This window comes from Acinetobacter sp. GSS19, from assembly GCF_028621895.1.
GTDB lineage: Bacteria > Pseudomonadota > Gammaproteobacteria > Pseudomonadales > Moraxellaceae > Acinetobacter.
The window spans coordinates 2,237,851-2,263,447 of the sequence record NZ_CP117520.1 but is presented as its reverse complement, the minus strand read 5'-3'; the positions used below and the strand labels follow the sequence as shown (position 1 = coordinate 2,263,447).

At 46.8% G+C, this 25,597-nt stretch carries 20 protein-coding genes; 13 read left to right on the top strand and 7 right to left on the bottom strand.

All coding sequences use genetic code 11. The features are described 5' to 3' along the window. Positions 1 to 25 precede the first annotated feature (25 nt). The 4 genes from guaB to recJ all read left to right on the top strand — a co-directional run bounded on the left by guaB (position 26) and on the right by recJ (position 5,343). Complete coding sequence (gene guaB, locus PGW99_RS10820) at positions 26 to 1,492, top strand: IMP dehydrogenase (RefSeq protein ID WP_273777693.1); 1,467 nt, start codon at positions 26 to 28, stop codon at positions 1,490 to 1,492. Positions 1,493 to 1,621: 129 nt separating this feature from the next. After that, positions 1,622 to 2,956 (top strand): phosphoglucosamine mutase, encoded by a 1,335-nt coding sequence (gene glmM, locus PGW99_RS10815; protein ID WP_273777692.1) that lies wholly within the window; start codon positions 1,622 to 1,624, stop codon positions 2,954 to 2,956. Positions 2,957 to 2,967: 11 nt separating this feature from the next. Further along, on the top strand, positions 2,968 to 3,624 hold the full coding sequence (gene pdxH / locus PGW99_RS10810; protein WP_273777691.1) for a pyridoxamine 5'-phosphate oxidase: 657 nt from the start codon (positions 2,968 to 2,970) through the stop codon (positions 3,622 to 3,624). Then, positions 3,625 to 5,343 (top strand): single-stranded-DNA-specific exonuclease RecJ, encoded by a 1,719-nt coding sequence (recJ, locus tag PGW99_RS10805; protein WP_273777690.1) that lies wholly within the window; start codon positions 3,625 to 3,627, stop codon positions 5,341 to 5,343. Positions 5,344 to 5,373: 30 nt separating this feature from the next. Here the strand turns inward: recJ and PGW99_RS10800 are convergent, their stop codons facing one another. Then, the gene (locus PGW99_RS10800) at positions 5,374 to 6,150 is read right to left on the bottom strand and encodes a putative porin (protein ID WP_273777689.1); all 777 of its coding nucleotides are present in this window, start codon (positions 6,148 to 6,150) and stop codon (positions 5,374 to 5,376) included. Between the two features lie 301 nt (positions 6,151 to 6,451). Further along, positions 6,452 to 7,315, bottom strand: a complete 864-nt coding sequence (locus PGW99_RS10795) for a putative porin (RefSeq protein ID WP_273777688.1) — start codon at positions 7,313 to 7,315, stop codon at positions 6,452 to 6,454. A gap of 190 nt (positions 7,316 to 7,505) precedes the next feature. On the opposite strand from PGW99_RS10795, the gene prfB reads away from it, so the two are divergent. The 6 genes from prfB to PGW99_RS10765 all read left to right on the top strand — a co-directional run bounded on the left by prfB (position 7,506) and on the right by PGW99_RS10765 (position 13,718). Continuing rightward, a protein-coding gene (prfB, locus tag PGW99_RS10790; RefSeq protein WP_273777687.1) for a peptide chain release factor 2 occupies positions 7,506 to 8,601 on the top strand; the annotation gives its coding sequence in 2 pieces (ribosomal slippage) (positions 7,506 to 7,577 and positions 7,579 to 8,601; 1,095 coding nt in all). Between the two features lie 271 nt (positions 8,602 to 8,872). Next, positions 8,873 to 10,030, top strand: coding sequence for a GGDEF domain-containing protein (locus PGW99_RS10785; protein WP_273777686.1), 1,158 nt, complete (start codon positions 8,873 to 8,875; stop codon positions 10,028 to 10,030). A gap of 228 nt (positions 10,031 to 10,258) precedes the next feature. After that, positions 10,259 to 10,561: an ArsR/SmtB family transcription factor gene (locus tag PGW99_RS10780; protein WP_273779499.1), complete on the top strand. Its 303-nt coding sequence runs from the start codon at positions 10,259 to 10,261 to the stop codon at positions 10,559 to 10,561. Between the two features lie 39 nt (positions 10,562 to 10,600). After that, a complete protein-coding gene (locus PGW99_RS10775) occupies positions 10,601 to 11,656 on the top strand; it encodes an alkene reductase (protein WP_273777685.1) in 1,056 nt (351 codons plus the stop codon). Positions 11,657 to 11,733: 77 nt separating this feature from the next. Continuing rightward, on the top strand, positions 11,734 to 13,011 hold the full coding sequence (locus PGW99_RS10770) for a 3-deoxy-D-manno-octulosonic acid transferase (protein WP_273777684.1): 1,278 nt from the start codon (positions 11,734 to 11,736) through the stop codon (positions 13,009 to 13,011). Next, positions 13,008 to 13,718, top strand: coding sequence for a 16S rRNA (uracil(1498)-N(3))-methyltransferase (locus PGW99_RS10765; RefSeq protein WP_273777683.1), 711 nt, complete (start codon positions 13,008 to 13,010; stop codon positions 13,716 to 13,718). The genes PGW99_RS10770 and PGW99_RS10765 overlap by 4 nt, the downstream gene beginning before the upstream one ends. Here the strand turns inward: PGW99_RS10765 and PGW99_RS10760 are convergent. Together PGW99_RS10760 and PGW99_RS10755 are read right to left on the bottom strand one after the other, a co-directional pair. Continuing rightward, positions 13,704 to 14,681 (bottom strand): mechanosensitive ion channel family protein, encoded by a 978-nt coding sequence (locus PGW99_RS10760; RefSeq protein WP_273777682.1) that lies wholly within the window; start codon positions 14,679 to 14,681, stop codon positions 13,704 to 13,706. The two genes, PGW99_RS10765 and PGW99_RS10760, sit on opposite strands and share 15 nt — an antisense overlap. A gap of 82 nt (positions 14,682 to 14,763) precedes the next feature. Next, the gene (locus PGW99_RS10755; protein WP_273777681.1) at positions 14,764 to 15,345 is read right to left on the bottom strand and encodes a DUF805 domain-containing protein; all 582 of its coding nucleotides are present in this window, start codon (positions 15,343 to 15,345) and stop codon (positions 14,764 to 14,766) included. Positions 15,346 to 15,618: 273 nt separating this feature from the next. On the opposite strand from PGW99_RS10755, the gene acs reads away from it, so the two are divergent. Beyond that, positions 15,619 to 17,562 (top strand): acetate--CoA ligase, encoded by a 1,944-nt coding sequence (acs, locus tag PGW99_RS10750; protein ID WP_273777680.1) that lies wholly within the window; start codon positions 15,619 to 15,621, stop codon positions 17,560 to 17,562. Between the two features lie 138 nt (positions 17,563 to 17,700). Next, positions 17,701 to 18,882 carry an acyl-CoA dehydrogenase family protein gene (locus tag PGW99_RS10745; protein WP_273777679.1) on the top strand — a complete coding sequence of 394 codons (1,182 nt, stop codon included), beginning with the start codon at positions 17,701 to 17,703 and terminating at the stop codon, positions 18,880 to 18,882. Positions 18,883 to 19,024: 142 nt separating this feature from the next. Here the strand turns inward: PGW99_RS10745 and sfnG are convergent, their stop codons facing one another. Both sfnG and msuE read right to left on the bottom strand, forming a co-directional pair. Continuing rightward, a complete protein-coding gene (gene sfnG, locus PGW99_RS10740; protein WP_273777678.1) occupies positions 19,025 to 20,131 on the bottom strand; it encodes a dimethylsulfone monooxygenase SfnG in 1,107 nt (368 codons plus the stop codon). 28 nt (positions 20,132 to 20,159) lie between these two features. After that, the gene (gene msuE, locus PGW99_RS10735; protein ID WP_273777676.1) at positions 20,160 to 20,891 is read right to left on the bottom strand and encodes an FMN reductase; all 732 of its coding nucleotides are present in this window, start codon (positions 20,889 to 20,891) and stop codon (positions 20,160 to 20,162) included. Between the two features lie 376 nt (positions 20,892 to 21,267). Here msuE and PGW99_RS10730 point away from each other — a divergent pair, with 376 nt between their 5' ends. Continuing rightward, complete coding sequence (locus PGW99_RS10730; protein ID WP_273777675.1) at positions 21,268 to 21,918, top strand: response regulator; 651 nt, start codon at positions 21,268 to 21,270, stop codon at positions 21,916 to 21,918. Between the two features lie 139 nt (positions 21,919 to 22,057). Here PGW99_RS10730 and PGW99_RS10725 read toward each other — a convergent pair whose 3' ends face one another. After that, positions 22,058 to 25,546: a hybrid sensor histidine kinase/response regulator gene (locus PGW99_RS10725; protein WP_273777673.1), complete on the bottom strand. Its 3,489-nt coding sequence runs from the start codon at positions 25,544 to 25,546 to the stop codon at positions 22,058 to 22,060. Positions 25,547 to 25,597: the final 51 nt, after the last annotated feature.

The window sequence follows — 25,597 nt, the reverse complement described above, 5'->3', positions numbered from 1 at the left end:
CACGGAAATTACCAGTGAGATTGTTATGCTGACCATCGTTCAAGAAGCGTTAACCTTCGATGATGTCTTATTACTCCCTGCCTATTCTACTGTCCTTCCAAAAGATGTCTCCCTAAAGACACGTTTGACCCGCGGTATTCAACTTAATATTCCTTTAGTGTCTGCAGCGATGGATACGGTAACTGAATCCCGTATGGCGATTGCAATGGCACAAAATGGTGGTATCGGTATCCTGCACAAAAACATGGATATTGCAGCCCAGGCAGCTGAAGTACGCCGTGTGAAAAAGTTCGAAGCGGGCATGGTGAAAGATCCAATCAGTGTAACGCCAGAAACCACAGTGCGTGACTTGATTGCTTTGACTCAGGCGAACAATATCAGTGGCGTGCCAGTAGTGAAAGATGGCAAAGTGGTCGGTATCGTGACCGGTCGTGATACACGTTTTGTGACCAATCTTGAACAGCCAGTCAGCAACATCATGACACCGCAAGAGCGTTTAGTGACGGTGCGTGAAGGCGAATCTAAAGAAAATATTCAGGCGTTATTGCAAAAACACCGTATTGAAAAAGTATTGGTGGTAGATGATAACCAAAACCTTAAAGGTTTGATTACCGTTACGGATTTCCGTAAAGCAGAGCTTTATCCAAACAGTTGTAAAGATGACCTTGGTCGCTTACGTGTCGGTGCCGCTGTCGGTACGGGTGCAGAAACACCATCACGCGTAGAAGCATTGGTTGAGGCGGGTGCAGATGTCATCGTCGTGGATACAGCACATGGTCACTCCGCTGGTGTGATTGAGCGTGTACGTTGGGTAAAAACCAACTATCCACAAGTTCAAGTGATTGGCGGTAATATCGCAACTGGTGATGCTGCATTGGCGTTGTTAGATGCAGGTGCGGATGCGGTGAAAGTGGGGATTGGTCCAGGTTCGATCTGTACGACACGTATTGTTGCAGGGATTGGTGTTCCACAAATTTCAGCGATTGATAATGTAGCGACAGCGTTGAAAGGTCAGATCCCGTTAATTGCGGATGGTGGTATCCGTTATTCAGGCGATATGGCTAAAGCGATTGCTGCTGGTGCAAGCACCATCATGGTCGGCTCATTGATGGCGGGTACTGAAGAAGCACCAGGTGAAGTCGAATTCTTCCAGGGTCGTTACTATAAAGCTTACCGCGGTATGGGTTCTTTGGGTGCGATGGCAGGTGCAGCAGGTTCTGCAGACCGTTATTTTCAGGATGCCAAAGCTGGTGCTGAGAAACTGGTTCCAGAAGGCATTGAAGGCCGTGTACCTTATAAAGGTCCAATGAGTGCAATCGTGCATCAGATGATGGGTGGTTTACGTTCATCTATGGGTTATACTGGTTCAGCGACGATTGAAGACTTGCGTAAAAATGCCAAGTTCGTGAAGATTACTTCAGCAGGTATGCAGGAATCTCATGTACATGATGTGACGATTACTAAAGAAGCACCAAACTATCGCATGGGCTAAGTTATAGCTGGTGAAAGTTGAGAAAAGGCCGTCAATTTCATGACGGCCTTTTTGTTTTGGTGTAAAGTATTTTGTGGTTGAAAAAGGTTGGGTATTTTCCAGCTAAAATCATAATAAGTGAGTGTATAAATGAGCTATTTTGGTACCGATGGTATTCGCGGAAAATTTGGACAACTACCTATTACTCCAGAATTTGCATTAAAACTAGGTTTCGCGGCAGGTAAAGTATTAAAACGACAATATACCAATGAAAAACCAATCGTGGTATTGGGTAAAGATACCCGTCTCTCAGGCTATATTTTAGAATCGGCTTTGCAGGCAGGCTTAAATGCTGCCGGTGTCTATGTACATCTTTTGGGTCCCATTCCAACGCCAGGGATTGCCCACTTAACCCGTGCACTGCATGCTCATGCGGGTATTGTAATTTCAGCTTCGCATAACCCGTATTTTGACAACGGGATTAAATTCTTCTCTGGTGAAGGTAAAAAATTGCCAGATGAGTTGCAGGATGCGATCAGCAAAGAAATTGAAAAAGAGCTAGTGATTGAAGATACCGCCAATCTCGGTAAGAGTGTGCGGGTGAAAGATGCGAATGGTCGTTATATTGAATTCTGTAAATCGACGTTCCCGTATCATCTGAATTTACGGGGTTTGAAAATTGTGGTGGATTGTGCCAATGGTGCAGCCTACAGCGTCGGTCCTGCAGTATTCCGTGAACTTGGTGCTAAAGTCATCAGTATTTACAATGAGCCGAATGGTTTAAATATTAACGACCATTGTGGTTCTACCCATCCGGAAAATCTGCAAAAAGCGGTGTTAGAACATCAAGCAGACCTAGGGGTCGCCTTTGATGGTGATGCCGATCGGGTGATTATGGTGGATAAACAGGGCCGTCAGATTGATGGAGACCATATTCTGTATATTCTGGCGACTCAGGCAGTGCAAAAGCCAGCGGGTATTGTCGGGACAGTCATGAGTAATATGGCATTGGAACTGGCTTTAGAGCGAGCGGATGTCCCCTTTGTACGAGCCAAAGTCGGTGACCGCTATGTTCTGCAAGGCTTGGAAGAAAATGGCTGGAACATTGGTGGTGAGCCATCAGGCCACATTCTGACACTGGACAAGAGTACGACGGGTGATGCGATTATTGCTGCCTTGCAGGTTCTGACGGTGATGGTAGAACAGAAAAAAGCTTTGCATGAGTTGGTGGCAGACTTTGAATTGTTTCCGCAACAACTGATTAATGTACGTTTAGAAAAAATGGTCGATCCGTACAGTATTCCAGCGCTGGTGGCAGAATTTAATCAAGCCGAAGAGCAACTGAAAGGTCATGGTCGAATCTTGATCCGTAAATCGGGAACAGAGCCGGTGATTCGTGTCATGGTGGAAGGAGATGATCTGGAACAAGTGAAGCAGATCGCTACTCATTTGGCTGAACAAGTCCGTATTCAAGCAGCAGCTTAAGGAAGTGAACTATGACCGATGTCATTAAAGATCTCAGTGAACTGCGACTCAGCTATCAAAAAGGTGAGCTGCATGAAAACCAGATTCATGCCGATCCACATGTGCAATTTTTAGAATGGTTTAATCAGGCCTTAGCTGCACAGTTGCATGAACCGTATGCGATGTCGGTTGCGACAGCCGACCAAACAGGACGCCCGCATGTGCGGACCTTGTTGCTGCGTGGTGCAACAGCACAAGGTTATGATTTTTATACCAATTATGACAGTCAAAAAGGTCTGGATTTGGCGGCGAACCCATTTGCAGAATTACTGTTTTACTGGCCACAGCTTGAGCAACAGGTACGTATCTCGGGTAAGGTGAGCCAGATTCCGCATGAAGAATCGACCGAGTATTACCATAAACGCCCACGCGATAGCCAGATAGCTGCACATATCAGTACGCCACAAAGTGGCGTGATTGAGAGTCGTGAGCTGTTACAACAGCGCTATCAGGCTTTACAGGCTGAGGTTGAAGGACGGGATGTGCTGGAAAAACCAGAATTCTGGGGCGGCTATCGTCTCGAACCGGAATATTATGAGTTTTGGCAGGGTCGTCCTAACCGTTTGCATGACCGTCTGTGTTATGAAAAAATCGATGGCGTTTGGAACCTGAAACGATTAATGCCGTAAATGCCAAAGCTACAGATACAACAACGTCCTTTTTTGACACGCCCTGAACAGTTTCAGGGCGTGCCGCCTTTTGTGGCCGAGATTCTGGCACGCCGTGGCGTGCAGTCGGATCAAGAGTTAGAACTGAAGCTCAAATATTTATTGCCACCGAATTTAAAAGGTTTGGATCAGGCGATTGCTTTGATGGATCAGGCGATTGATCAGCAAAAGAAAATTGTCATTGTCGGTGATTATGATGCCGATGGCGCGACCAGTACGACATTGATGATGTTGGCCTTACGCGATATGGGGGCTAAGGTAAATTATCTGGTTCCGGATCGTTTTAAATATGGTTATGGCTTGACTCCAGCAATTGCAGATTTGGCATTGCAGCGTTATCAGCCCGATCTGTTGATCACGGTGGATAACGGCATTTCCAGTCATGCAGGGGTAGAGCAGGCACATCTGCATGGTATGCAGGTGATTATTACCGATCATCACTTAACAACCAAGGCAACACCTGATGCAGAAGCGGTGGTGAATCCAAATCAGTTGGGCTGTGAGTTTCCGAGTAAAGCCTTGGCGGGTGTTGGCGTGGCTTTTTATCTGCTGGCAAATTTAGCGAGTCAACGGGCCAAACAGGGTAAAAGTAGCAGTAAGTTGGTACAGTATTTAGACCTGGTAGCTTTGGGTACTTATGCTGATGTGGCCAGTCTAGATTATAACAATCGGATTTTGATTGATGCCGGCTTGAAACGGATTCAGCAGAATCAATGCCGCCCGGGAATTAGCGCGCTGTTACAAATTGCCAGCCGTGATCCCCAGCAATTACAGGCTGAAGACCTGGGGTTCGTATTGGGGCCTCGCCTGAATGCTGCTGGCCGTATGGAAACTATGGATATTGGGATTGAGTGTTTGCTGGCTGCAGATTTTGCGACAGCTTATCCTTTAGCCCAGCAACTGAATGACCTGAATCTGGAACGTCGTCAGGTTGAATCAAAGATCAAGCAGGATGCTCTTCATCACTTGGCAGAGCTTCAGTTAGACCAGCAAAGCTTGCCGGCTGCACTCGTACTCTTTCAGCCACACTGGCACCAGGGGGTGATCGGAATTGTCGCGGGACGTTTGAAAGAACAGTTTCATCGACCGAGTATTGTGTTTGCTGCGGATGAAGATGGTGAGCATATTAAAGGTTCAGCACGTTCGATTGAGGGAATTCATATCCGCGATGCGATTGAACGTGTAGCCGAGCAGTATCCGCACCTAGTGCGTTATTTCGGTGGACATGCAGCAGCAGCGGGTTTAACCATACGCAAAGCACATTTTTCTGAGTTTCAGCAGGTCTTTACCCATCTCATTGAACAGATGGATGATGATCTGTTTCAAGCAACGTTATGGACCGATGGTGTTTTACCTCATCCCGAGTTGCAGCTAGAAACCGTAGATCTACTTGAACAGCTAGGCCCATGGGGGCAAAAGTTTCCTTCTCCTGTGTTTGAGGGACACTTTCGTGTACTGGATTATCGTTGGTTGAAAGAGCAGCATCTCAAGTTACGTTTGGCGCTGGATACCGGTCAGATTGTGGATGCGATTGGCTTCAATTTGCGCGATCAATTTGATTTTGATCCGATGCAAGATCATGTGGATCTGGTCTATACCCTACAGCGTAACCAGTTCAATGGAGTGGTGAGTTTACAGCTGCAGATTTTACATTTGGCTCAAAACAAAAACCGCTCATAAAGAGCGGTTTTTGTCGTTCGATTATTAGGATTAGAAACGGTATTTCGCTGCGACACCAAAGGTGTTGTAGTCATTATTAGCCGCTGTTTCACCAAAGCCAACACGGCCTTCAAGGCTCACTTGTGGGGTGAAGAATTTACGTGCATTGATACCGAATTCATCACGATCGGTCAGGTCGTTGCTGTAATAATCTGCACCGATACTGAAGCTTTTGTCGATGTAGTAATCGGCAGCTAGATTGTATTCATCTAGATCACCAAAAGAGGCACCTGCTTCGAGATTAATATCTTTACCACCCATTTGAGTCACATATTTGGCACGGATCGTTGGGTCTACACCGTCATCATGGTCATTGTCATAACCTTTTGCACCTACGGCAAGTAAGAAACCTGGTGCTGGTAGATAACCCACTTCAGCAGAGTAGTAAGTCGTATCATCATCGGCAACGCCATAATCTACATTTTGATTGCTGACATTACCGCTCATATAAAAATCTGAGTTGGGTACGAAGTATTCAATACCTGCACCGTAATCGGTCACTTCTAGGTTATTGTCATAATCCTGATATTGCACCTGTGCTTTGACATTGCTGGCACGGTCAAGAAATGCTGCTTCGGCAAGTGGCGCATTACGGGTTTGTACTGGGTTGAAATAGTAAGTTCCTTCAGCACCAAGCGAATAGCCTGAGCTACCATTGTCTGGATCGATATAGCCGGCTGAAGCACCGATTTCTGCTTGATAGGCATTTGCTGTACCAGTGACTGCTAATGCTGATAAAAGTGCTGAAGCGATTGCAAGTTTTTTCATGGCTAAATCTCCACGTTTTTATTAATGTTTTGTTACAACTTTCAGTCTAGTGGAAAAAAAAAATGCGTCAATCTTGCTAATGTAATCAAACAGTAATATAGGTAGCTTTGTGTAAATTGTTTGCTTTAATGTGTTGATTATAAATCAGATTTTTAAAATGTTTTGTTTTATTAAGATTGTGGAGAGAATGTGTTGATGACTCATTTTCGGACTGATTTGTGAGAATTTATATCGAATGATCTCCTACTAAATCCGACGAAATTTAGCAGGAGGGTGTATTTAAGCAGGGGTAGTTTGAGATTTAGAAACGGTAGGTTCCGCGTACGCCATATACGGTATCGTCTTCAGCAAAATTCACTTCAGCACCAATCCCAACATTTTGATTAAAATATTTTTTAGTGCGGATTGAGATTGAGTCGGTATCTTCCGAACCATAATCAACAAAAGTATAGTTGCTACCAATGCTCCAAGTTGGGTTGATATAGAAATCTGCTGCTACTTGATAACTATCGGTTTCGTTAAAATATCCATCAATACCATTCAGATTAACATTCGTTTCCAAGTTAAGATATTGACCTTTTTGCCCCAACGCAGTGACGTATTTGGCACGAGCTGCCAATCCCGCCTCTTTTTGCTCTCCTGTAGCATTGTAACCCTGCACCCCGGCAGCAATCAGTAAATTATTCTGTGGCATAAAACCAAATAGGGCGCGGTAATGGGTAGCATGATCTTCACCATCCCAAATTGTTACACCATCTTCTTTCTCCGTTGCATCAAGACTAGTACGTCCAATCTCAGCATTTACATAGAGGCCATTTTGACGGTTTAAATATTCAAAGCCGCCTTTGAAATCATGACCATCAATATTCAATTCAGCACTATTGTTCGTAGCTTCAATATCTGTGAAGCTATAAGCATATGCACCATAAATATTACTAGTTTGACTTAAAAATGCAGCTTCTTGTAAAGGTACATTTTTAGTTTTTATATTCTCAAAATAAGCTGTGGCTTGCAGATTAAAATCACCCTTATCAATTGTGAGGCCAGCGATATCATCAATTTCGTGATGGTCATAACCGGCATCAATTTGATATTGATATGCTTGGGTTTGTGTTGCGCCTAAGGTTGTCCCCAATACAAGCGATAAAAATGATAGTTTTTTCATTATGTTTCCCTCAAAAAATCATTAGCTTCAGTAAGTTAAATTTTATGTAATCTTATGTTACGGTTTGTTATTGTTGATTAAAATTAAAACAGTCGCAAGGTTTATTTTGATCAAAAATTAAAATATCAAGATCATTCCCACAATATGTTAAAATCTTCGCCTCAATTTTTTCTGTAGCGAGATTAAATCCGTGGAAATCAATCCTTATCTAAACCAGTTAAAAGATTTGTCTGATCGTAGCCAAACTTTACGGGGGTATCTTTGACTACGATCTAAAAAAAGAGCGTTTAGAAGAGGTACTCCGCGAGCTTGAAGATCCGGCGATCTGGAATGACCAGAACCGTGCTCAAGCAATGGCCAAAGAAAAAGGCGAGCTGGAAAATGTCCTGAATGTTTTGGACAATTTAGCCACTCAGCTTGAAGATGCCAAAGCGATGCTGGATTTAGCCGTTGAAGCGGATGATGAAAGTTTGCTCGTTGATGTACAAAGCGAGCTGGATTCGGCTGAAGAAGCTTTAGCCAAACTTGAATTCCGTCGTATGTTTAACAATCCGATGGATCCGAATCCATGCTTCCTGGAAATCCAAGCGGGTTCAGGCGGAACCGAGGCTCAAGACTGGGCCTCCATGTTATTGCGTATGTATATGCGCTGGATTGAGCGTCATGGCTTTAAAGCTGAATTGATGGAAGAATCCGATGGAGATGTCGCGGGGATCAAGTCTGCGACAATCCGCGTTGAAGGTGAATATGCCTATGGCTGGCTGCGTACGGAATCCGGCGTACACCGTTTAGTGCGTAAATCGCCATTTGACTCGGGTAACCGTCGTCACACCTCATTCTCTGCAGTATTCGTTTCGCCTGAAGTAGATGACAATATTGAGATCGAGATTAATCCGTCAGATGTCCGTACCGACACTTACCGTGCATCGGGTGCAGGTGGTCAGCACATTAACAAAACTGACTCTGCGGTACGTTTAACGCACATTCCGACTGGTATTGTCGTGGCTTGTCAGAACCAGCGTTCACAACATGCCAACCGTGATGCAGCGTGGAAGCAGTTACGTGCCAAATTGTACGAACGTGAAATGCAAAAGCGTAATGAAGCAGCACAAGCATTAGAAGACACCAAATCTGATATCGGTTGGGGCTCGCAAATTCGTTCTTATGTTCTGGATGATTCGCGGATTAAAGATCTACGTACTGGTGTAGAGAACTCGAATACCGGTGCAGTGCTCGATGGTGATCTGGATAAATTCATTGAGGCCAGTCTGAAACAGGGACTGTAATCTCATTAGATTATTCATAAAAAGAGGCTGAAATCAGCCTCTTTTTATTTGCAGCGGATCACAAAAACGATTGCAGTAGGTCAATTATTGGTGAAAAATAAAATTTAATGAGAATTAGATATTTAAGCGGTATAAATAGCGAACAAAAAAACTTGTAACCGTCAAGCAGGGCGGTATCGATGAACGTAAAACATAAATCAGGGCAACAAAGCGTGGTGCTCTGCAATACAAGCTCTCATTTGAGATCGGGGACAGATGTGGATTTTTGCCTATGCTAAGTTCGAACTTCAGCAATTTTATTTTGGTGGCGCCACTGTGTTTAATCACGATCGGCCTGTGTTTTTCTTTGTACTGGTTTTTTCAACGTGAGTTAGTTTATCTACTCTGGTTTTCCTTCGCGGCGATGTTTGCGGGCTTTTGCCTGATGGTCTTGAGTTTTATTCCGTTAGCTGAAATTCATCATTGGGCCGTCCCTTTAGGTTTTATTTATCTCGCGACTTATATCTGTTTAGTACAGGCAATTTCACTACGTTTTTCCACCCATGTGTCGTGGCCTTTGGTCTGGCTGGTGGTGATTGTGGTTCAGATGGGCATATTTTATTACTCCCTGATCGATAACCAGTTAAACATGCGTATTGTCTGGAGTGGCTTGGGCTTTATTGCACTTTGTCTGCATAAGTTGCCTGATATTTATCGTGCTGTTGCCCGGCATCCGATTGATCAAGCCCTCAAATATGTTTTTTATTTTTTGTGTGCCTACTTGCTGGTTCGGGAAGTGGTATTGTTGTGGCAACTCTGGCAAGGCCCATTAAAACTTCATTATAGCCAGACGGTATTCTGGTTCGCTACCCAGTTGGCCAGTCTGCTGTTTTTATGGCTGTTTTCTGTCTTATTCTTGGTGGGACATATCCGAGACCGGCTGAATGTTTTAAAAACTGAACGCGATATTGATGTCCTGACGGGACTGACCAATCGACGCTGTTTTTTTGAAAGTGCTGAGGCATTTTTTCAGGCACAAAAAGTACAGCAACACGCCTTATTTCTCTGTGATTTGGATCATTTTAAAGAAATTAATGACCAGCATGGTCATCAGATCGGGGATGAGGTGCTGAAAGCCTTCGCAGCCACGGTACGGACCGTGCTGAGGGAGCAGGATATTCTAGCCCGGATTGGGGGAGAGGAGTTTGTGGGGGTGTTATGCCAGACCAATTTGCAGGAAGCACTGCTGGTGATTGATCGCATCTCTAAAGTGTTAGCAACACCACTACAGTTAGAAAGCGGTCTCAGTCAACAGGTCACCGCCAGTTTCGGCTTGGTGATGCTGAGCGATTTTAGCTCGATGGAGACAGCATTAAAGGCAGCGGATGCCTTGATGTATCAAGCGAAGGCTGCGGGTCGTAATAACGTGCAATATGTTCTGTCGTCTTGAGAAAATCCACATAGCAAGGGTTGCAAGAAAAGATGAGGAATAGTGAAAAGCAGCGACATAATAGAAACGCAGAAACTGATGTGCGATGTTAAACTAGCCTTTTAGGATTAAAACAGCGGACCTCTTTCATAAAAAAACACAAATATCGAAAAATATCGATATTAATATCGATAGAAATAGATATAATCTGTGTAGGGGATGGGGTTGCTGATGTGTAAGAGTAATACTATGGACACTGAAGCGATTTATAAAGCCTTGGCCAATCCGGTGCGTCGACAGATCTTGCAATGTTTGAAACATCCTGAACAGTTTCTGGCGTCCGATCAGTGTGGTCATGACTTTAGCCGTGGTGTATGTGCGGGACATATCGAAACGATTGGTAACCTGTCGCAATCCACCATGTCCAATCACTTGTCGATTTTACAGCAAGCCGGTTTGATTCATGCTACCAAGCATGGTCAATGGTCTTACTTTTCGCGCAACGAAGCACTCATCCAAGAATTTTTACAACATTTGCAACATTCCTTATAAGGTGTGTTTCCTGCTTGAGGAATGTTGAAGGATAAGGTTATGACCGATTTTTCAACTCCCGCTCAGTTTGGTGATTTACAGCTTAAAAACCGTGTGGTGCTTGCACCCTTGACCCGTACCCGTGCGACAGAAGACCGAGTTCCAACCGATCTTATGGTGGAGTATTACCGTCAGCGTGCCAATGCCGGCCTGATTCTGACTGAAGCCACGGTGATTGCAGAAAATGCGGTGGGTTATGAGAAAACCCCGGGTTTGTATAACGATGCCCAGGTTCAGGCCTGGAAAAAAATTATTCAGGCAGTTCATGAGCAGGACAGCAAAATCGTGGTGCAGTTATGGCATGTCGGCCGTATTTCTCATCCGGATTTGCTCGGTGGAGAAACTCCGGTGTCTGCAAGTGCCATCCAACCGGCGGGTCAGGTCAGCCTGTTGCGCCCAAAACGTGATTTTGTCACGCCACGTGCGCTGGAAACGGCTGAAGTTCAGGCGATTGTTGAAGAATACCGTCAGTCTGCTCTTCTCGCTAAAGAAGCGGGTTTTGATGGGGTAGAAATCCATGCGGCAAATGGCTATTTGATTGACCAGTTCCTACAAACCTCAACCAACCAGCGTCAGGACCAATACGGCGGTTCCGTTGAAAATCGTGCCCGCTTCCTGCTTGAAATTGTGGATGCCGCGATCGAGGTTTGGGGTGCAGGCCGCGTTGGGGTGCATTTGGCACCGCGTGGTGACTCGCATGATATGGGGGATGCTGATCCACGTGGAACATTTGGTTACGTGGCTGAGCAATTGGGTCAACGCAAGATCGCCTTTATTTTTACCCGTGAATATCAGGCGGAAGACAGCATCAGCCAGTTGATCAAGGAAAAATCAGGTGTGCCGTATATCGCCAATGAAAACCTGAACCGCGAATCGGCATTGGCATTATTGGCTTCAGGACAGGCAGATGCCGTGGCCTTTGGTCGTCCTTATATTGCCAATCCGGATCTGTATACACGTTTGGTTGAAAATGCAGCGTGGAATGAGCTCGAAGTGTCGACCATGTATGGTGCAGGTGCAGAAGGATATACCGATTATCCAAGCCTCAACGGATAAGCTCTATAGTCGTAAAGCATGATTCCAAAATCAGGGTCATGTTATAGTTGCCAGGTTCAATCAGAGGATCGATGCACTTGGCAACTCCATTTTGGTACAACGCAATTTTGGCTGTGCTTAAGCCACTTTACCGTCAACGTTTAAAAAAGCGTTCAGGGCATCTGGCGGATTTTGCTGACGAATTGACTGAACGTTTTGGGCCTTTTCAGCCACCCAAAAATCAAAATGCTCTCTGGTTTCATGCAGTTTCGGTGGGTGAAACTAATGCTGCACAACCGCTGATTGAACATTATCTGCAAGCGGGTCAAGCAGTGCTGGTCACCAATACCACACGTACCGGACAGGCACGTGCCAAATCCTTGTTCTTAAAAAAATATCCCGGCCTTTTTCAGGCAGTCTTTCTACCTGTCGATCAAAAAGACCTGATTGACCAGTTTCTTGAGCTCTATCAGCCACGCGTGTTGGCCTTAATGGAAACAGAACTGTGGCCCAACCTGCTGGAACGAGTGCGGTTGCAAGAAATTCCGATGTTGCTGTTAAATGCCCGCTTATCAAAAAAGTCTGCACAGGGTTATGCACGTTTGAAACGTTTGACTGCACCGATGTTGGAACAGTTGGACTGGATTGCTGCGCAAGATGAAGCAACCTTGCAGCGCTTTGCGGTTTTGGGAAAATCACCCCGGCAAATGAGTGTGGTCGGTAATATCAAATTTGATATTCAGCCACCGCCAAAGTTTATTCTGCAGGCTGCACGCTTACGTCAGGATTGGCAACTAGAATCGCGCCAAGTCATTACCCTGGCCAGCACGCATGCACCTGAAGAGCAGAAACTGTTGCAGATGCTGCAGCCGCATTTAAAACAGCACCCTGAACAGTTATGTATCGTGGTGCCGCGTCATCCAGAACGTTTTGATGAAGTTTTTGCCCTGATCCAGTCGATGAATCTGCAGGTACAGCGCCGTAGTCAGGGGCAAAGCATTCAAGCGGATACGCAGGTCTATTTAGCTGACAGCATGGGAGAGTTATGGCTTTGGTATGCGCTCAGTCAGGCCTGTATTGTCGGCGGTTCATTTAATACTCCAGGTGGTGGACATAATATTCTGGAGCCGATGTCGCTCCAGGTGGCGACGGTGATCGGGCCAAATTATTTCAATTTCCAGAGTATTGCAGATGAATTTTTGCAAGAGCAGGGGCTGATTGTCGCCGAAGATGAAGTGAATGCCATTGAACAGATCCAGCACCTGTTGCGGGATACCACATTCCGACAGACACAAGTCGAGCAGGCGTCAGCCGTGTTATCGCGTAATCAGGGGGCTTTACAGCGTCATATTCATTTGCTGGATCAATACCTGTGAATATCGTTTTAATTGAACCGCAGTCAAGCGACTCAAAGGTGTGGGTGATTCGCGAACCACGCCAGTTACAACATTTGCGCCAACATCTCGATATTCAGGTTGGTGATCATTTAAAGGTGGGTATGCGCCAGGGACAGCGTTATCTGACCGAAGTGCGTGAGATTAGTGCACAACAGGTGATCGTTCAGCCCTTACACCCGGAAGTCGTTCCTGCCAAATTGCCGGTCACTCTGATCGTGGCCTTGCCGCGACCTAAAGTCTTGCGCCGATTGATCATGGATAGCGTGACCTTGGGTGTGGAGAAAATCATTTTGCTGCATAGCTATCGGGTAGATAAAAGCTATTGGCAGAGTCCTTTTCTGCAGCAACTGGATGACTATGTCACCTTGGGGCTGGAGCAGGCTGGAGACACGGTGGCACCGACAATTGACTGTTACCGGCGTTTTAAACCTTTTGTGGAAGATGTTTTACCGGGCATGATCAGTCTGGAGAGACCGGCTTTTGTGGCACATCCTTATGCAATGGTTACGATGCCTCAGCAGATTCAACATCCGTGTACCCTGATCATTGGCCCAGAGGGCGGATTTATCCCGTACGAGGTTGATCTGCTGACCCGAAATGGGGCACAAGCGGTTTCTCTCGGACAGCGCATTATCCGTACCGAAACCGTAATTCCTTATGCGCTGGGACGTTTATTTAGTATCTGAAATGGGTGCTTGGGTCTGCTGCGCGTCATCACGATAGACTTTCACTTGCTGCACCGGATAAGGGATTGAGATATTGTTTTCATCAAAAGCATCAATCACGGCTTCCTGTACGGTACTAATCGATGCTGCCGTGGTGGTTTCAGTGGTATCAACCCACCAGCGCACGGTCAGATTAATCGAGAAATCTGCCAGTGCAGAGACATTGACACTAAATGGTGGTTGGCTGAGGATATTGCGGTCATTGTCCAGAATCTTGAGAATGATCTGTTTGGCTTTCTGCACATCATCTTCATAGCCGATCCCCACGATAAATTCACAGCGGCGGCGCTGATAAGCCGTATTTACCGTCACTGCACTGGTATAGACGGTTGCGTTTGGAATCACGATGCGGCGGCCATCCGGTGAGCGTAAATACGTCGCCCGAATCTGGATATCTTCCACCGTGCCTTCCATCCCACCAACAATGATGTCATCGCCAATATGAAACGGCTCGCTCAGTAAAATCAGGATGCCAGACAACAGGTTCTGGAAAATATCTTTGAAAGCGAAACCAATCGCGACCGAGCCAATCCCGAGTGCACTCATCAGCTGGCCGGGGGTAAAACCTGGAATGGCGATGACCAACGCAATCAGGAAACCAATAAAAATAATTATCGTACTGCCCAGCCGGTTCAGCACCAGCACCAGATTTTGTTTAGCATAACTGCGGTTATCCAGGGTTTTGCGGATAAAAAACTTGAACAGTTTGGCGAGTAACCAGAAAATCAGGAAAACAACGAGAGCGATACAAAAATACGGTAAACGTTCCCAGAATCCTTCCATGATCTTGTCGATTGCACGATAGGCATCATTATATTTCGCAGTATGTGCAATCACCGATTCACTGGTTTTTTGTCCCGCTTCCTGAATTAAATCTGCTGTCCCTTGTGCGACATCGCTGAGTTTATTGGTCTGTTCTGCCACCGGCTAACCTGTTTCCTAATTAAAAAATGCGCTGCCTACCCTAATCAAAGTGCACAGCGCTGTCCAGTTAAAAAATGTGAGCTTAGAAATACTTGCTGCTCTGTCGCATCATTTCCGATGGGGTCTGCAACTCACCACTGCCCATCATGTAGGACATCATGCTGCCCATACTAAGCAGGCTCAAAATACTCAGGGTAATGATCAGCCAGGCCATGATTTTTTCGGCTGCAGAGGTCATGCGTGGCGGACCGTAGCGGTTCATCCCAGGAGTACCGGGAGCAAGCAGTAAATAAAAGGCCAGGAAGAAGTTGATGACCGGCACCAACAGCAACAGGCTGATCCAGCCGGTCTGGTTCAGATCATGGAGTCGGCGAATGACCAGCACCAGATGAAAATAGAAATAGACCACAAACAGCAAGAGAAAACCTAAACCTGCCATGCCATTCAGTGCATTGGTAAAGTTCTCATTAAGCACACCATTATTCAGGCTAACAATTCCCAGCGTCAGGCTGAAGGCGATTGCGAGCAAAAAAATGCTCAGGTGCAAAAGTCCGTACCAGCCAATATAGCTTAACCGGCTAAACCGTCCTGCGGGCGACAGGGGGGAATCCTGACGTGTCACAGGTGGGCGGGAGAAAAATGGGGATGAATTCTGGGAGGTCATAGGCGTCCTCATCCGCAAACACAGCACGGATCAGCTGTAGGTCGATGAAATGAATTAAAATTATAAGGCTAAAAAAAGGGCACTGATACGTTTAACCGACATATCTGTTGTTATGCTCACTGATTTTATCTGTTAAATCTGTTTAAATAATAGACGGATTGCGCAGGTTTGTCGGCTTTATGATGCAGAAAAAATACGGACATTGGCCTGCACAGAACAACAAAAAAGACCCTGAAGCTCTCGAGAGGAGAGTCAAGTACAAGGAAGATGCTGATGAACGAACGCTATCCGGTACCAGAGGCATTTAAAAAGACCGCACGTACCTTGCAGGAAGATTATTTACAACGTTACCAATACTCTATTCAGTACCCGGAACAGTTCTGGGCTGAGCAGGCACAACGGATTGACTGGATCAAACCGTTTATACAAGTCAAAAATACCAGTTTTGACAAAGATAACTTTCACATTGAATGGTTTGCCGATGGTGAACTGAATGTCTGTGCCAATTGTCTGGATCGTCATCTAGCGGTACATCCGCAGAAACCGGCGATCATCTGGGAAGGGGATCATCCTTCACGGCATAAGATCATTTCTTATCAAGAGCTGTATGCCGAAGTTTGCCGCTTTGCCAATGTGCTGAAAAAGTACGGAATTGCTAAAGGCGATCGGGTGGTACTGTACATGCCGATGGTTTCCGAGGCTGCAATTGCCATGCTGGCCTGTGCCCGCATTGGTGCGGTGCATTGCGTGGTGTTTGGCGGTTTTTCTCCAGACTCCCTAGCCAGTCGGATTGAAGACAGTCAGGCTAAGCTGGTGGTGACCGCCGATGCTGGCATGCGGGGTGGGAAGCTGATTCCTCTCAAGGATAATGTCGATCAGGCATTGGCGATGTCGGGTACACAAAGTGTTGAGCATGTCATGGTGGTGCATCGCACGGGAAATCCGATTCAGTTCCAGCCGGGGCGAGACCTGTGGTATCACGAAGAAATCATGGAAGTCGAGGAAGACTGTCCACCGACGCCAATGGGTGCTGAAGATCCGCTGTTTATTTTGTACACCTCTGGTTCGACCGGGAAGCCGAAAGGCGTGCTACATACCACGGGTGGCTATCTGGTTTATGTGACATCCACTTTCCGTGACGTGTTTGATCTTCAACCCGATGATATTTACTGGTGTACCGCCGATGTCGGCTGGATTACTGGACATTCCTATTCCATTTATGGCCCTTTGGCAAACGGCACCACGACCCTGATGTTCGAGGGCGTGCCACAGTATCCGAGCTGGGCGCGGATTGGTCATATTGTCGATAAGCACCATGTCAGCATTTTATACACTGCACCCACCGCCATTCGCGCCATGATGCGTGAAGGCGATGCCTATGTGCGGGAAAGTGACCGCAGCAGCTTGCGCTTATTGGGCAGTGTGGGAGAGCCGATCAATCCGGAAGCCTGGAACTGGTATTACCATGTCGTGGGTGAAGGGCGTTGTCCGATTGTCGATACCTGGTGGCAAACCGAAACCGGCGGGATTCTGATTAGTCCTTTGCCGGGTGCAACGGATTTAAAACCAGGCTCAGCCACCCGTCCATATTTTGGCATTCAGCCTGCCTTGGTCGATGATCAAGGCTATGAACTGCACGGTGAAGCACAGGGCAATCTGGTGATCAAGGATTCTTGGCCGGGCCAGATGCGCGGAATTTGGGGGGACAATAAGCGTTTCTTTGAAGCCTATTTTGCTGCTTTCCCGGGCTATTATTTTTCTGGAGATGGGGCCCGCCGTGACCAAGATGGCTATTACTGGATCACCGGTCGGGTGGATGATGTGCTGAATGTCTCTGGCCACCGTTTAGGCACGGCGGAAATTGAAAGTACGCTGGTGGCCCATCCACAGGTGGCTGAAGCCGCAGTCGTCGGGATGCCGCACGATTTAAAAGGTCAGGGCATTTGTACCTTTGTGACACTGAAAACTGGTGTGCCAGAAAGTGAAGCTTTGCGCACAGAGCTGATTGAATGGGTGCGTAAACATCTCGGCGCCATTGCCGCACCGGATGCCTTGTACTGGGCACCGATGTTGCCGAAAACCCGTTCTGGCAAAATCATGCGGCGAATTCTCAGAAAAATAGCGGCACATGAACTCGACAGTTTGGGAGATACCTCAACTTTGGCCGATCCAGCCGTGGTGGAGCGTTTAATTGCGACTGTTTATCCAACAGAATAACCTTTCTTTTAGCCTATACCGTCTGACATGTGCAGGCGGTATTTTGCTGTGCCGGATAAGTTCAGCAGCGATTGAGATAAAGCCCGAAAATTTGATCTGTTAAGCTAAAACCATAGCAAGATAATGATTGAAGGCAAGATGAATACCACACCCAACCCTTTAAATTTTGATCCACAACAGATTGCCCGGCAACTCGCTGCACAGTTTGCACAGACTGCAGCTGAACGTGATAAACGTGGTGGCAATCCTAAAACAGAACGCGATCTGATCCGTGCCAGTGGACTGCTAAGCTTATCTATTCCGCGGCAATATGGCGGGCAGGCGGCGGATTGGTCCACTATTTTTAGTACCATTCGCATCTTTGCACAGGTGGATAGCTCATTGGCACATGTGTATGGTTTTCATCATTTATTGATTGCGACGGTACAGCTGTTTGCCCAACCCGAACAATATGCGCCATGGTTTGAGCAAACTGCACGGGAAAACCTGTTTTGGGGCAACGCCTTAAATCCACTGGATCGACGTACCACGGCAGAACAGATTTCTGCACAAGAATATATTTTTCATGGTGAAAAGAGTTTCTGTTCCGGCTCCATCGATTCCGACATGTTGCTGTGTTCTGCTTATGATGCTGAAGGCAAATTATTGATTGGCGTGATTCCGACGGCACGTGAAGGGGTGTGCTTTTTAGGGGATTGGAACAATATGGGACAACGCCAGACCGATAGCGGCACTAGCCAGTTTCAACAGGTCAGAATCCAGCAGGATGAATTACTGCTCAATCCTGGGCCACTCAGTACCCCATATTCCAGTTTGCGTCCGCTGATCGCGCAACTGATTTTCGTGCATTTGTTTTTAGGCGTGGCGGAAGGGGCGTTTGAGGTGGCGAAACAGGCGGTGCAAACACAAAAAGCCTGGTCAACGTCGCTGGTAGAACAGGCCGTACAGGATCCTTTTACCCAGAAACATTTTGCCGAGTTTTATGTGCAACTTGAAGCTGTGCGTTTACTGGCACAACAGGCAGTTGCGGTATTACAGCAGGCTTGGCAACAGGGTGAAACTCTGACTGCAGAACAGCGTGGGCTGGTCTCAATTGCCATTGCTACTGCCAAAATTGCCGCCACGAATACTTCACTTTATGTCACGCAAAATATTTTCCAGGTCATGGGGGCACGGGCAACTACCGCCCAACTGAATCTGGACCGTTTCTGGCGTAATGTGCGTACCCAGACTTTGCATGACCCGATTGATTATAAATATCAGGAAGTCGGGGAATGGGTGTTAACGGGGCAAGTGCCAAAACCCAGTTTTTATGCCTAACATCCACGATGAGTTTTTAGGGAGCGCTTCCTCCCTTTTATTTGGTCTGGATGAAGGGTTGCCAAAAAAAATCCCCCAAGCCAGGCTTGAGGGAGATTGGAGTGGTGGAGCGTGATTATTTTTATAATTAGGTTCTTGTTGTTTATGCGGATTTGGCTTGCAGTTTTTCGGCTTGTTGGGCTTCCAGTTCACGCACTAAAGGCAAGACCTTCTCGCCAAAATATTCCACTTCGTCAATAAAGTGTAAAAAGCCCGAAAGAATCAGATCCACACCCACATTTTTTAATGCCACGATGCGTTCAGCAATTTGTTGCGGTGTACCAATCAGATTGGTTTTAAAGCCATCGTTGTATTGCACCAGATCTTCAAGGGTTGATTTGGCCCAGTTCCCTTCACCTTCAGCTGTGGCGGCACCGGCTTCACGGGTCGCATCGCCAAAAGCCTTCACCGCTGGAAGATTGGCCTTATCAAGGATTTCTTGCAGTACAGCTTGTGCTTCTTCTTCAGTATCGCGGGCAATAATGAAGGCATTCACCCCAATTTTCACCTGATGATGGTTGGTTTTGGCTTTTTCACGAATATCATCAATCTGCTTTTTGATTTCTTCAGGCGTGTTGCCATTGGTGAAATACCAGTCCGAGACACGTGATGCCATATCACGCGCGGCACGCGAGCTGCCGCCCTGAAAAATCTCGATATGTGGTTGCTGTAGCGGCTTGGGTTTTAAGCTGTAATCGTTAAATTGATAATACTTGCCATCAAAGCTGAAATGATCCGTCGTCCAGATACCTTTCAGGCAGCGAATAAACTCCTCCGAACGTGCATAACGCTGATCATGCTCCGGCCATTCTTCACCAATCGCGTCAAACTCGCCCCGGAACCAGCCACTGACCACGTTAATTGCGATCCGGCCCTGCGTGAGATGATCAATTGTCGCCAGTTGTTTGGCGGCTAAAGCCGGTTTCCAGGGACCTGGCAAAATGGCGGCAATGACTTTGAGTTTTTCCGTTTTGGCCAGGATGCCATGGCTAAAGCTGACGGATTCATGCTGGTTTTCTGCCCCATAACCCGCAGTAAAACGAATCTGAGTCAAGGCATAATCAAAGCCATTTTTTTCCGCAGTTTGCGCCAAACGCACATTGTAGTCATAGCTCCAGTCGGTACGCTGTTCGATATTGCTGACCACCAGGCCACCACTGACATTCGGTACCCAGTAAGCGAAGTGAATGTTTTGTTCTTGTTGTGACATGTTTTACCCTCCGGATCTGCTGCTATTCTTACGCCACGTGAACGTTGCCGGATTTAGGGTGCAACCGTGATTCTGCCGCATCCAAACTTGGTACTGCTGCAGATGGAAGAACTTCTGCCTGTTCGATTTGCTTGTTAATGCCCAGATGCTGATTGGCTTGCTGGGTTTTTTCTTTCACCACTTCGGCACGTTGACCTTTGGCAGGTGCCCATTCCAGAATAGGCAAGGCCCGTGCAACCGCCAAGATAATGCGCTCACGCAGTTGTTCACTGCGCACGGTGTATTCCGGGGTGAAATCTTTATCGGTGGCATACACACCAATCGGCAAGGTTTGCGCCTGGAAAAAGCTGAACAATGGACGCAGTTGATGTTCAAGGACCAGGGCATGACGCTCACTACCGCCTGAGGCAGCAAGTAATACAGGCACATCCACTAAAGCTGTTTGTTCAACAAAATCAAAGAAATGTTTAAACAAGCCAGTGAATGAAGCACGATACACGGGTGTGCCGACAATCAGGGCATCTGCCGCTTCTACCGCAGCCAGATCATCCTGCACGCGTTGTGGAAGCTGGTTGCGATAAATTGCACCACCGAGTAACGGACCAATTTCACTGAATTTAATAAAGTGTACGTTGATTGGTGTGGCTTGACCCAATTCATTGAGGATTTCCTGCACCAGACTTTCGGTTTTAGAGGGATTATTTAAGCCACCTGAAACAGCGACAATATTGAGTGGTTTTTGTTGATGAGCAATCGACATAAGGCAATAACCTAAAATAAGTTTTGGAATGCCTTGTATTTATCAACAGCGCAAAGTGCACTGTAAAATAAGCAAAAAAAGATAGGTTATCTGATTTAACGATATATCTTTTTTATCGTGAAAACTGCGGGGAATATTCCTCTAATTATTTGAATTTTATATTTATCCTGTATGTAGCTAAGTGTTTCATTTAAGATGATTTGTTTTATAGTAAAATATGATTTGTTTTTTCATCGCCTGTAAAACCAGCGAATAAATACGGATTTGTTGATTTGATCTACGTTTAGTACAAAAAATAGGTGCGATTGGCATATCCTAAACTGCTTGAGTGTGGTTAGAATAGTAGGCACTGTGCTAGAGATTTCTCGCTCCGCTTATGAATATTTTAATCGTTGATGATCATCCCCTGTTTCGTCATGCTTTAATTCAAGCTGTTCGTTATAGCTTACCGCAAGCGCAAATTCATGAGACTGCTGCAGTAAATGAATTTTATGAACGTTTGGAGAAGGGACCTGAACCGGATTTGGTCTTGCTCGATTTAAACTTGCCAGGTGCTTCAGGTTTTTCCGCATTGGTGCATGTACGCGCACAATATCCATCTATTCCGATCATTGTGGTCTCTGCACACGAAGAAGCCTCAATTATTCAGCGTGCGATTGCACATGGCGCGATGGGTTATATTCCAAAGTCTGCACACCCAAGTCATATCGGTGAAGCGATCCGTCAGGTACTTGAAGGTGAAATCTGGTTGCCACCAAATCTGCCAGCCAACATGAGTTTTGATCCGCGTGCTGCAGATGAGACTGAACTAGCTGAGCGGATTCAATCCCTTACACCACAACAGTTCCGTGTTTTGATGATGGTCGCCGAAGGTCTGCTCAATAAACAGATTGCGTATGAACTTGATGTCTCTGAAGCTACGATTAAAGCGCATGTAACCGCTATTTTCCGTAAATTGGGTGTACAAAACCGTACACAAGCGGTATTGGCAATTAAGGCACTGAATATTGAAGAGAAAAAAGTCTGAGACAGGACTTGTTCGATATTGAGAAAGAGGCCTCGATCGAGGCTTTTTTCTTTTTGGGGTTCTCTGCGTAGAGTGAATGAGAGAAATCGTCCAATAAAAAGCCCATCCTGAAGATGGGCTTTTATTATGGTGAATTGATTTAGCTGGAAATTTTCAAACCGGACAACCAGGAGCGTAAGGACGCGGGTTTCAATGGCTTTTTCAACAACACGATATTCAGATCTTTCAGACGCTGTGGGAGTTCAGGATCCGAATCCGCGGTGATCAGTGCAATTGGAACTTCGGGCTGACGGTGCTGCAGAATGAAATCCAGTCCGAGCTGATTATGGTTGAGATGTTGATCAATCAGCCAGACCTGAATGTTCTCCTGACGAATAATCTCGGCGGCTTGTTCGGGTTCAGTGGCTTTAAACACCTGATAGCCCCATTTGCTGAGTAAGGTCGACATGCCTTCCAAAATGGTCTCATCATTGTCCAAACACAAAATCCGGTAGGCTTTGGTTTTTAGCGGTGCGGCTTGTACCGGTGCGGCAATCACTTTTGGTGCTGCAACCACGGGCACTTCAATCATGAAGCAGGAACCTTTGCCGAGCTCGGAGTAGACATGGACCGGATAGTCCAGCATGCTGGTCATGCGTTGTACAATGGCCAAACCAAGTCCCAAGCCCTGTTCGCCCCAAGGTGATGTGTGACCACAACGCTCAAATTCCTGGAATAACTTGATACGCTGTTCTTCAGCGATCCCGGGGCCTGTATCCCAAACCCCGATACGGATATGTCCGGGTTTTTCCGCTGAACGCAGAACGCCAACCACCACACGACCTTTGGCCGTGTAGCGCAAGGCATTGCTGACAAAATTCTGGATAATGCGGCGGATCCATTGCGGATCTGTGTCAATCCAGAACTGGACATCGTGGACGCTAAAGCGGATATTGCGCTGTGCGGCAATCGATTTAAATTGCAGTTCCAGATCACTGAGTAAGTCATGCAGGGGATAGGCCTGACGTTTCGGCTGTATAGTACCGCCTTCCAGACGAGCAATGTCCAGCAGGGCAGACAGCATGCTTTCTGCGCCATGCAAGGCACGGTCCAGTTGCTGTAAGGTGTGGCGATCTTCATCAGAATGCACACTTTGTTCCAATGCGGTACTGAACAGACGCGCTGCGTGCATAGGTTGCAATAGATCATGACTGGCTGCGGCAATAAAACGGCTTTTCGACATGTTGGCTTTATCGGCTTGTTCACGTGCCAATTGCTGTTCAGTCAGTGCATCGGCCAACTGTCGGGTCCGTTCACGCACATGGGCTTCCAGTACCGCCTCGTTTTCACGGAAGGCGGTAATATCGGCAAAGGTGGTCACGAAACCACCACCTTCAATCGGATTGCCGCGCATCTGAATGACACGACCATCCTTACGAATGCGTTCAAACTCATGTGCACTGCCGACTTTCATCCAGTTCACCCGTTTACGTACGTGTTCTTCGATTGAACCTGGCCCACATTCGCCACGTTCTGCATTGTAGCGAATCAGGTCGGCAATCGGACAACCCACATAGACCAGATCTTTCGGGTAATCAAAAAGCTTGAGATATTGGTTATTCCAGGCCACCAGACACATGTTCTCATCAACCACACTAACCCCTTGGGTCATATGGTCAATCATGGTCATTAGCAGGTTCTGGTTAAAACGTTGCCATTGGGAGGCCTGATCCAGAATATTTGCGACCTGACCCAATGCCAAGCCATTATTGACCATGGCTGTAGTCAATAAAGTACGTGCCGAAGCGGCGCCAATCGTACCCGCTAGATATTGCTCGGTAAAACGCCACCACATACCATTGGCTGTACTGTTTTCATTCAGTACGACATTATTCTGTTCACAGAACTGATGGAACGCTTGCGTGGTGGGACCTTCACCTGTAATGCGTTTGGCCAGGGTAATGAGATCGCCTACTTTTAGACGCAGTGCATCATGGTGCAGATAGCTGATATCACCTGAAGTTGGTTGTGAGGGTAACGGTTTGGTGTCGTAGTAAAAGAAACTTTCCGCCTGGATCTGTTCCGCCACACTTGGCCGATAAACTTTCGATACCCAAATATATAAAATGATGTTGAGACCCAAAGACCACATCACCCCATGGGTCAGCGGTGCAAAAGACTGAAAGTCTAGCAATGCTTCAGGGCGTAGCCAGCTAATGCCTAGAGGACCCGCGTTGAGGAACTCATGGGCAAAAGCCGTATATTCTGTGGGCAGGCTGCGTAATATCGTGGGCAATAGCAGGGTGTAAATCCACATGCAAAAACCAACCAGCAGGCCAGCATATACTCCTTGACGGCTGCCGCCACGCCAGTAGAGACCACCGATCAAGGCTGGTGCAAATTGGGCTACCGCACTAAACGCCAACAATCCAAAGACCGATAACTGGTCAATATCATTAAAGAAATGGAAGAACAGGAAGCCGAGTAACATCACGGCGAGAATACAGACGCGACGGGTAAATTTCAGTACCAAAGGCAGACGTTTATCGTGACGGGCCAACAAGCCCAAACGCCAGAGTGCTGGCATTATCAGGTCATTACTCAGCATAATTGACAGGGCAACCGAAGAAACCAGTAGCATGCCGGTTGATGCAGAAAAGCCTCCTAAAAAGGCTAGCAGAGTTAACCAGTCCTGATTGTAGCTGAGCGGCAGGGAGAGTACTGCAACATCCGGAATCGACAGGTATTCTGGTGCGGCATGCAAGGCCCAGCTAGCGATCGGAATGATCGCGATAGTGGTCAGGATGAGGTAAGTGGCAAACCAGCGCCGTGCACCGCGGATATGTTTTTCATCACGTAATTCGACCACGGCCACATGGAATTGGCGTGGCAGACAGATAATCGCCAGTGCAGCCAGCAAGGTTTGCACCCAGAACGTTTCCGGTACCCCAAACAGTTGCACTTCCTGGAAAGTGATGGCAACGTCATCGGAGACCTGTGCAATATTTTCCGGTGCTTCAAACAAGAAAAACACGGCGACACATAACAGCGCAAATAATTTCACAAAAGATTCAAATGCAACCGCTAACATGAGACCACCATGCTGCTCGGTATTGGCGATTTGTCGTGTACCAAACAGCATGGCTAAAATGGCTAGAATCGCAGTGAGGAACAAGACACTGTTGGTGGTGGAATGGAGGTGTGCATTTTGATCTAAAATAACGGCTGCACTGAGTGCAATCGCACGAAGTTGGAGCGCAAGGTAAGGAATAATGGCAATGACGGCCAGAATGGTCACCAGTGACGCTAAAGGTCCACTTTTGCCATAACGGGCCGCGACAAAGTCAGCGATGGAAGAAATGGCATGATATTGACGGACACGTCCCAGACGTCGCCAGATATCATAACCAATCGCGACAAATAGCAGTGGGCCGAGGTAAATGGGTAAAAAGATGATACCTTCACGTACCGCAGCACCGGTGGCACCATAAAAGGTCCAGGATGAACAGTAAACACCGAGGGTTAGACTAAAGAGTAACATTCGCCCGCGCGTGCTGAGACGGCTTGCATGTTTTTCGCCAAAAAAGGCGCAAATAAAGAGCACCAGAATATATAAGGCAAGTGCCCCAATAATAAGCCAACTGTTCATATGCCAAGATGTTCCAAACCAAGTGCTCATGATACCTCAGCCGAAACATAC

Coding starts and splice junctions, on each gene's coding strand:
- guaB (WP_273777693.1), top strand. CDS start 26: ATGCTGACCATCGTTCAAGAAGCGTTAACCTTCGATGATGTCTTATTA.
- glmM (WP_273777692.1), top strand. CDS start 1,622: ATGAGCTATTTTGGTACCGATGGTATTCGCGGAAAATTTGGACAACTA.
- pdxH (WP_273777691.1), top strand. CDS start 2,968: ATGACCGATGTCATTAAAGATCTCAGTGAACTGCGACTCAGCTATCAA.
- recJ (WP_273777690.1), top strand. CDS start 3,625: ATGCCAAAGCTACAGATACAACAACGTCCTTTTTTGACACGCCCTGAA.
- PGW99_RS10800 (WP_273777689.1), bottom strand. CDS start 6,150: ATGAAAAAACTTGCAATCGCTTCAGCACTTTTATCAGCATTAGCAGTC.
- PGW99_RS10795 (WP_273777688.1), bottom strand. CDS start 7,315: ATGAAAAAACTATCATTTTTATCGCTTGTATTGGGGACAACCTTAGGC.
- PGW99_RS10785 (WP_273777686.1), top strand. CDS start 8,873: ATGCTAAGTTCGAACTTCAGCAATTTTATTTTGGTGGCGCCACTGTGT.
- PGW99_RS10780 (WP_273779499.1), top strand. CDS start 10,259: ATGGACACTGAAGCGATTTATAAAGCCTTGGCCAATCCGGTGCGTCGA.
- PGW99_RS10775 (WP_273777685.1), top strand. CDS start 10,601: ATGACCGATTTTTCAACTCCCGCTCAGTTTGGTGATTTACAGCTTAAA.
- PGW99_RS10755 (WP_273777681.1), bottom strand. CDS start 15,345: ATGACCTCCCAGAATTCATCCCCATTTTTCTCCCGCCCACCTGTGACA.
- acs (WP_273777680.1), top strand. CDS start 15,619: ATGAACGAACGCTATCCGGTACCAGAGGCATTTAAAAAGACCGCACGT.
- PGW99_RS10745 (WP_273777679.1), top strand. CDS start 17,701: ATGAATACCACACCCAACCCTTTAAATTTTGATCCACAACAGATTGCC.
- sfnG (WP_273777678.1), bottom strand. CDS start 20,131: ATGTCACAACAAGAACAAAACATTCACTTCGCTTACTGGGTACCGAAT.
- msuE (WP_273777676.1), bottom strand. CDS start 20,891: ATGTCGATTGCTCATCAACAAAAACCACTCAATATTGTCGCTGTTTCA.
- PGW99_RS10730 (WP_273777675.1), top strand. CDS start 21,268: ATGAATATTTTAATCGTTGATGATCATCCCCTGTTTCGTCATGCTTTA.
- PGW99_RS10725 (WP_273777673.1), bottom strand. CDS start 25,546: ATGAACAGTTGGCTTATTATTGGGGCACTTGCCTTATATATTCTGGTG.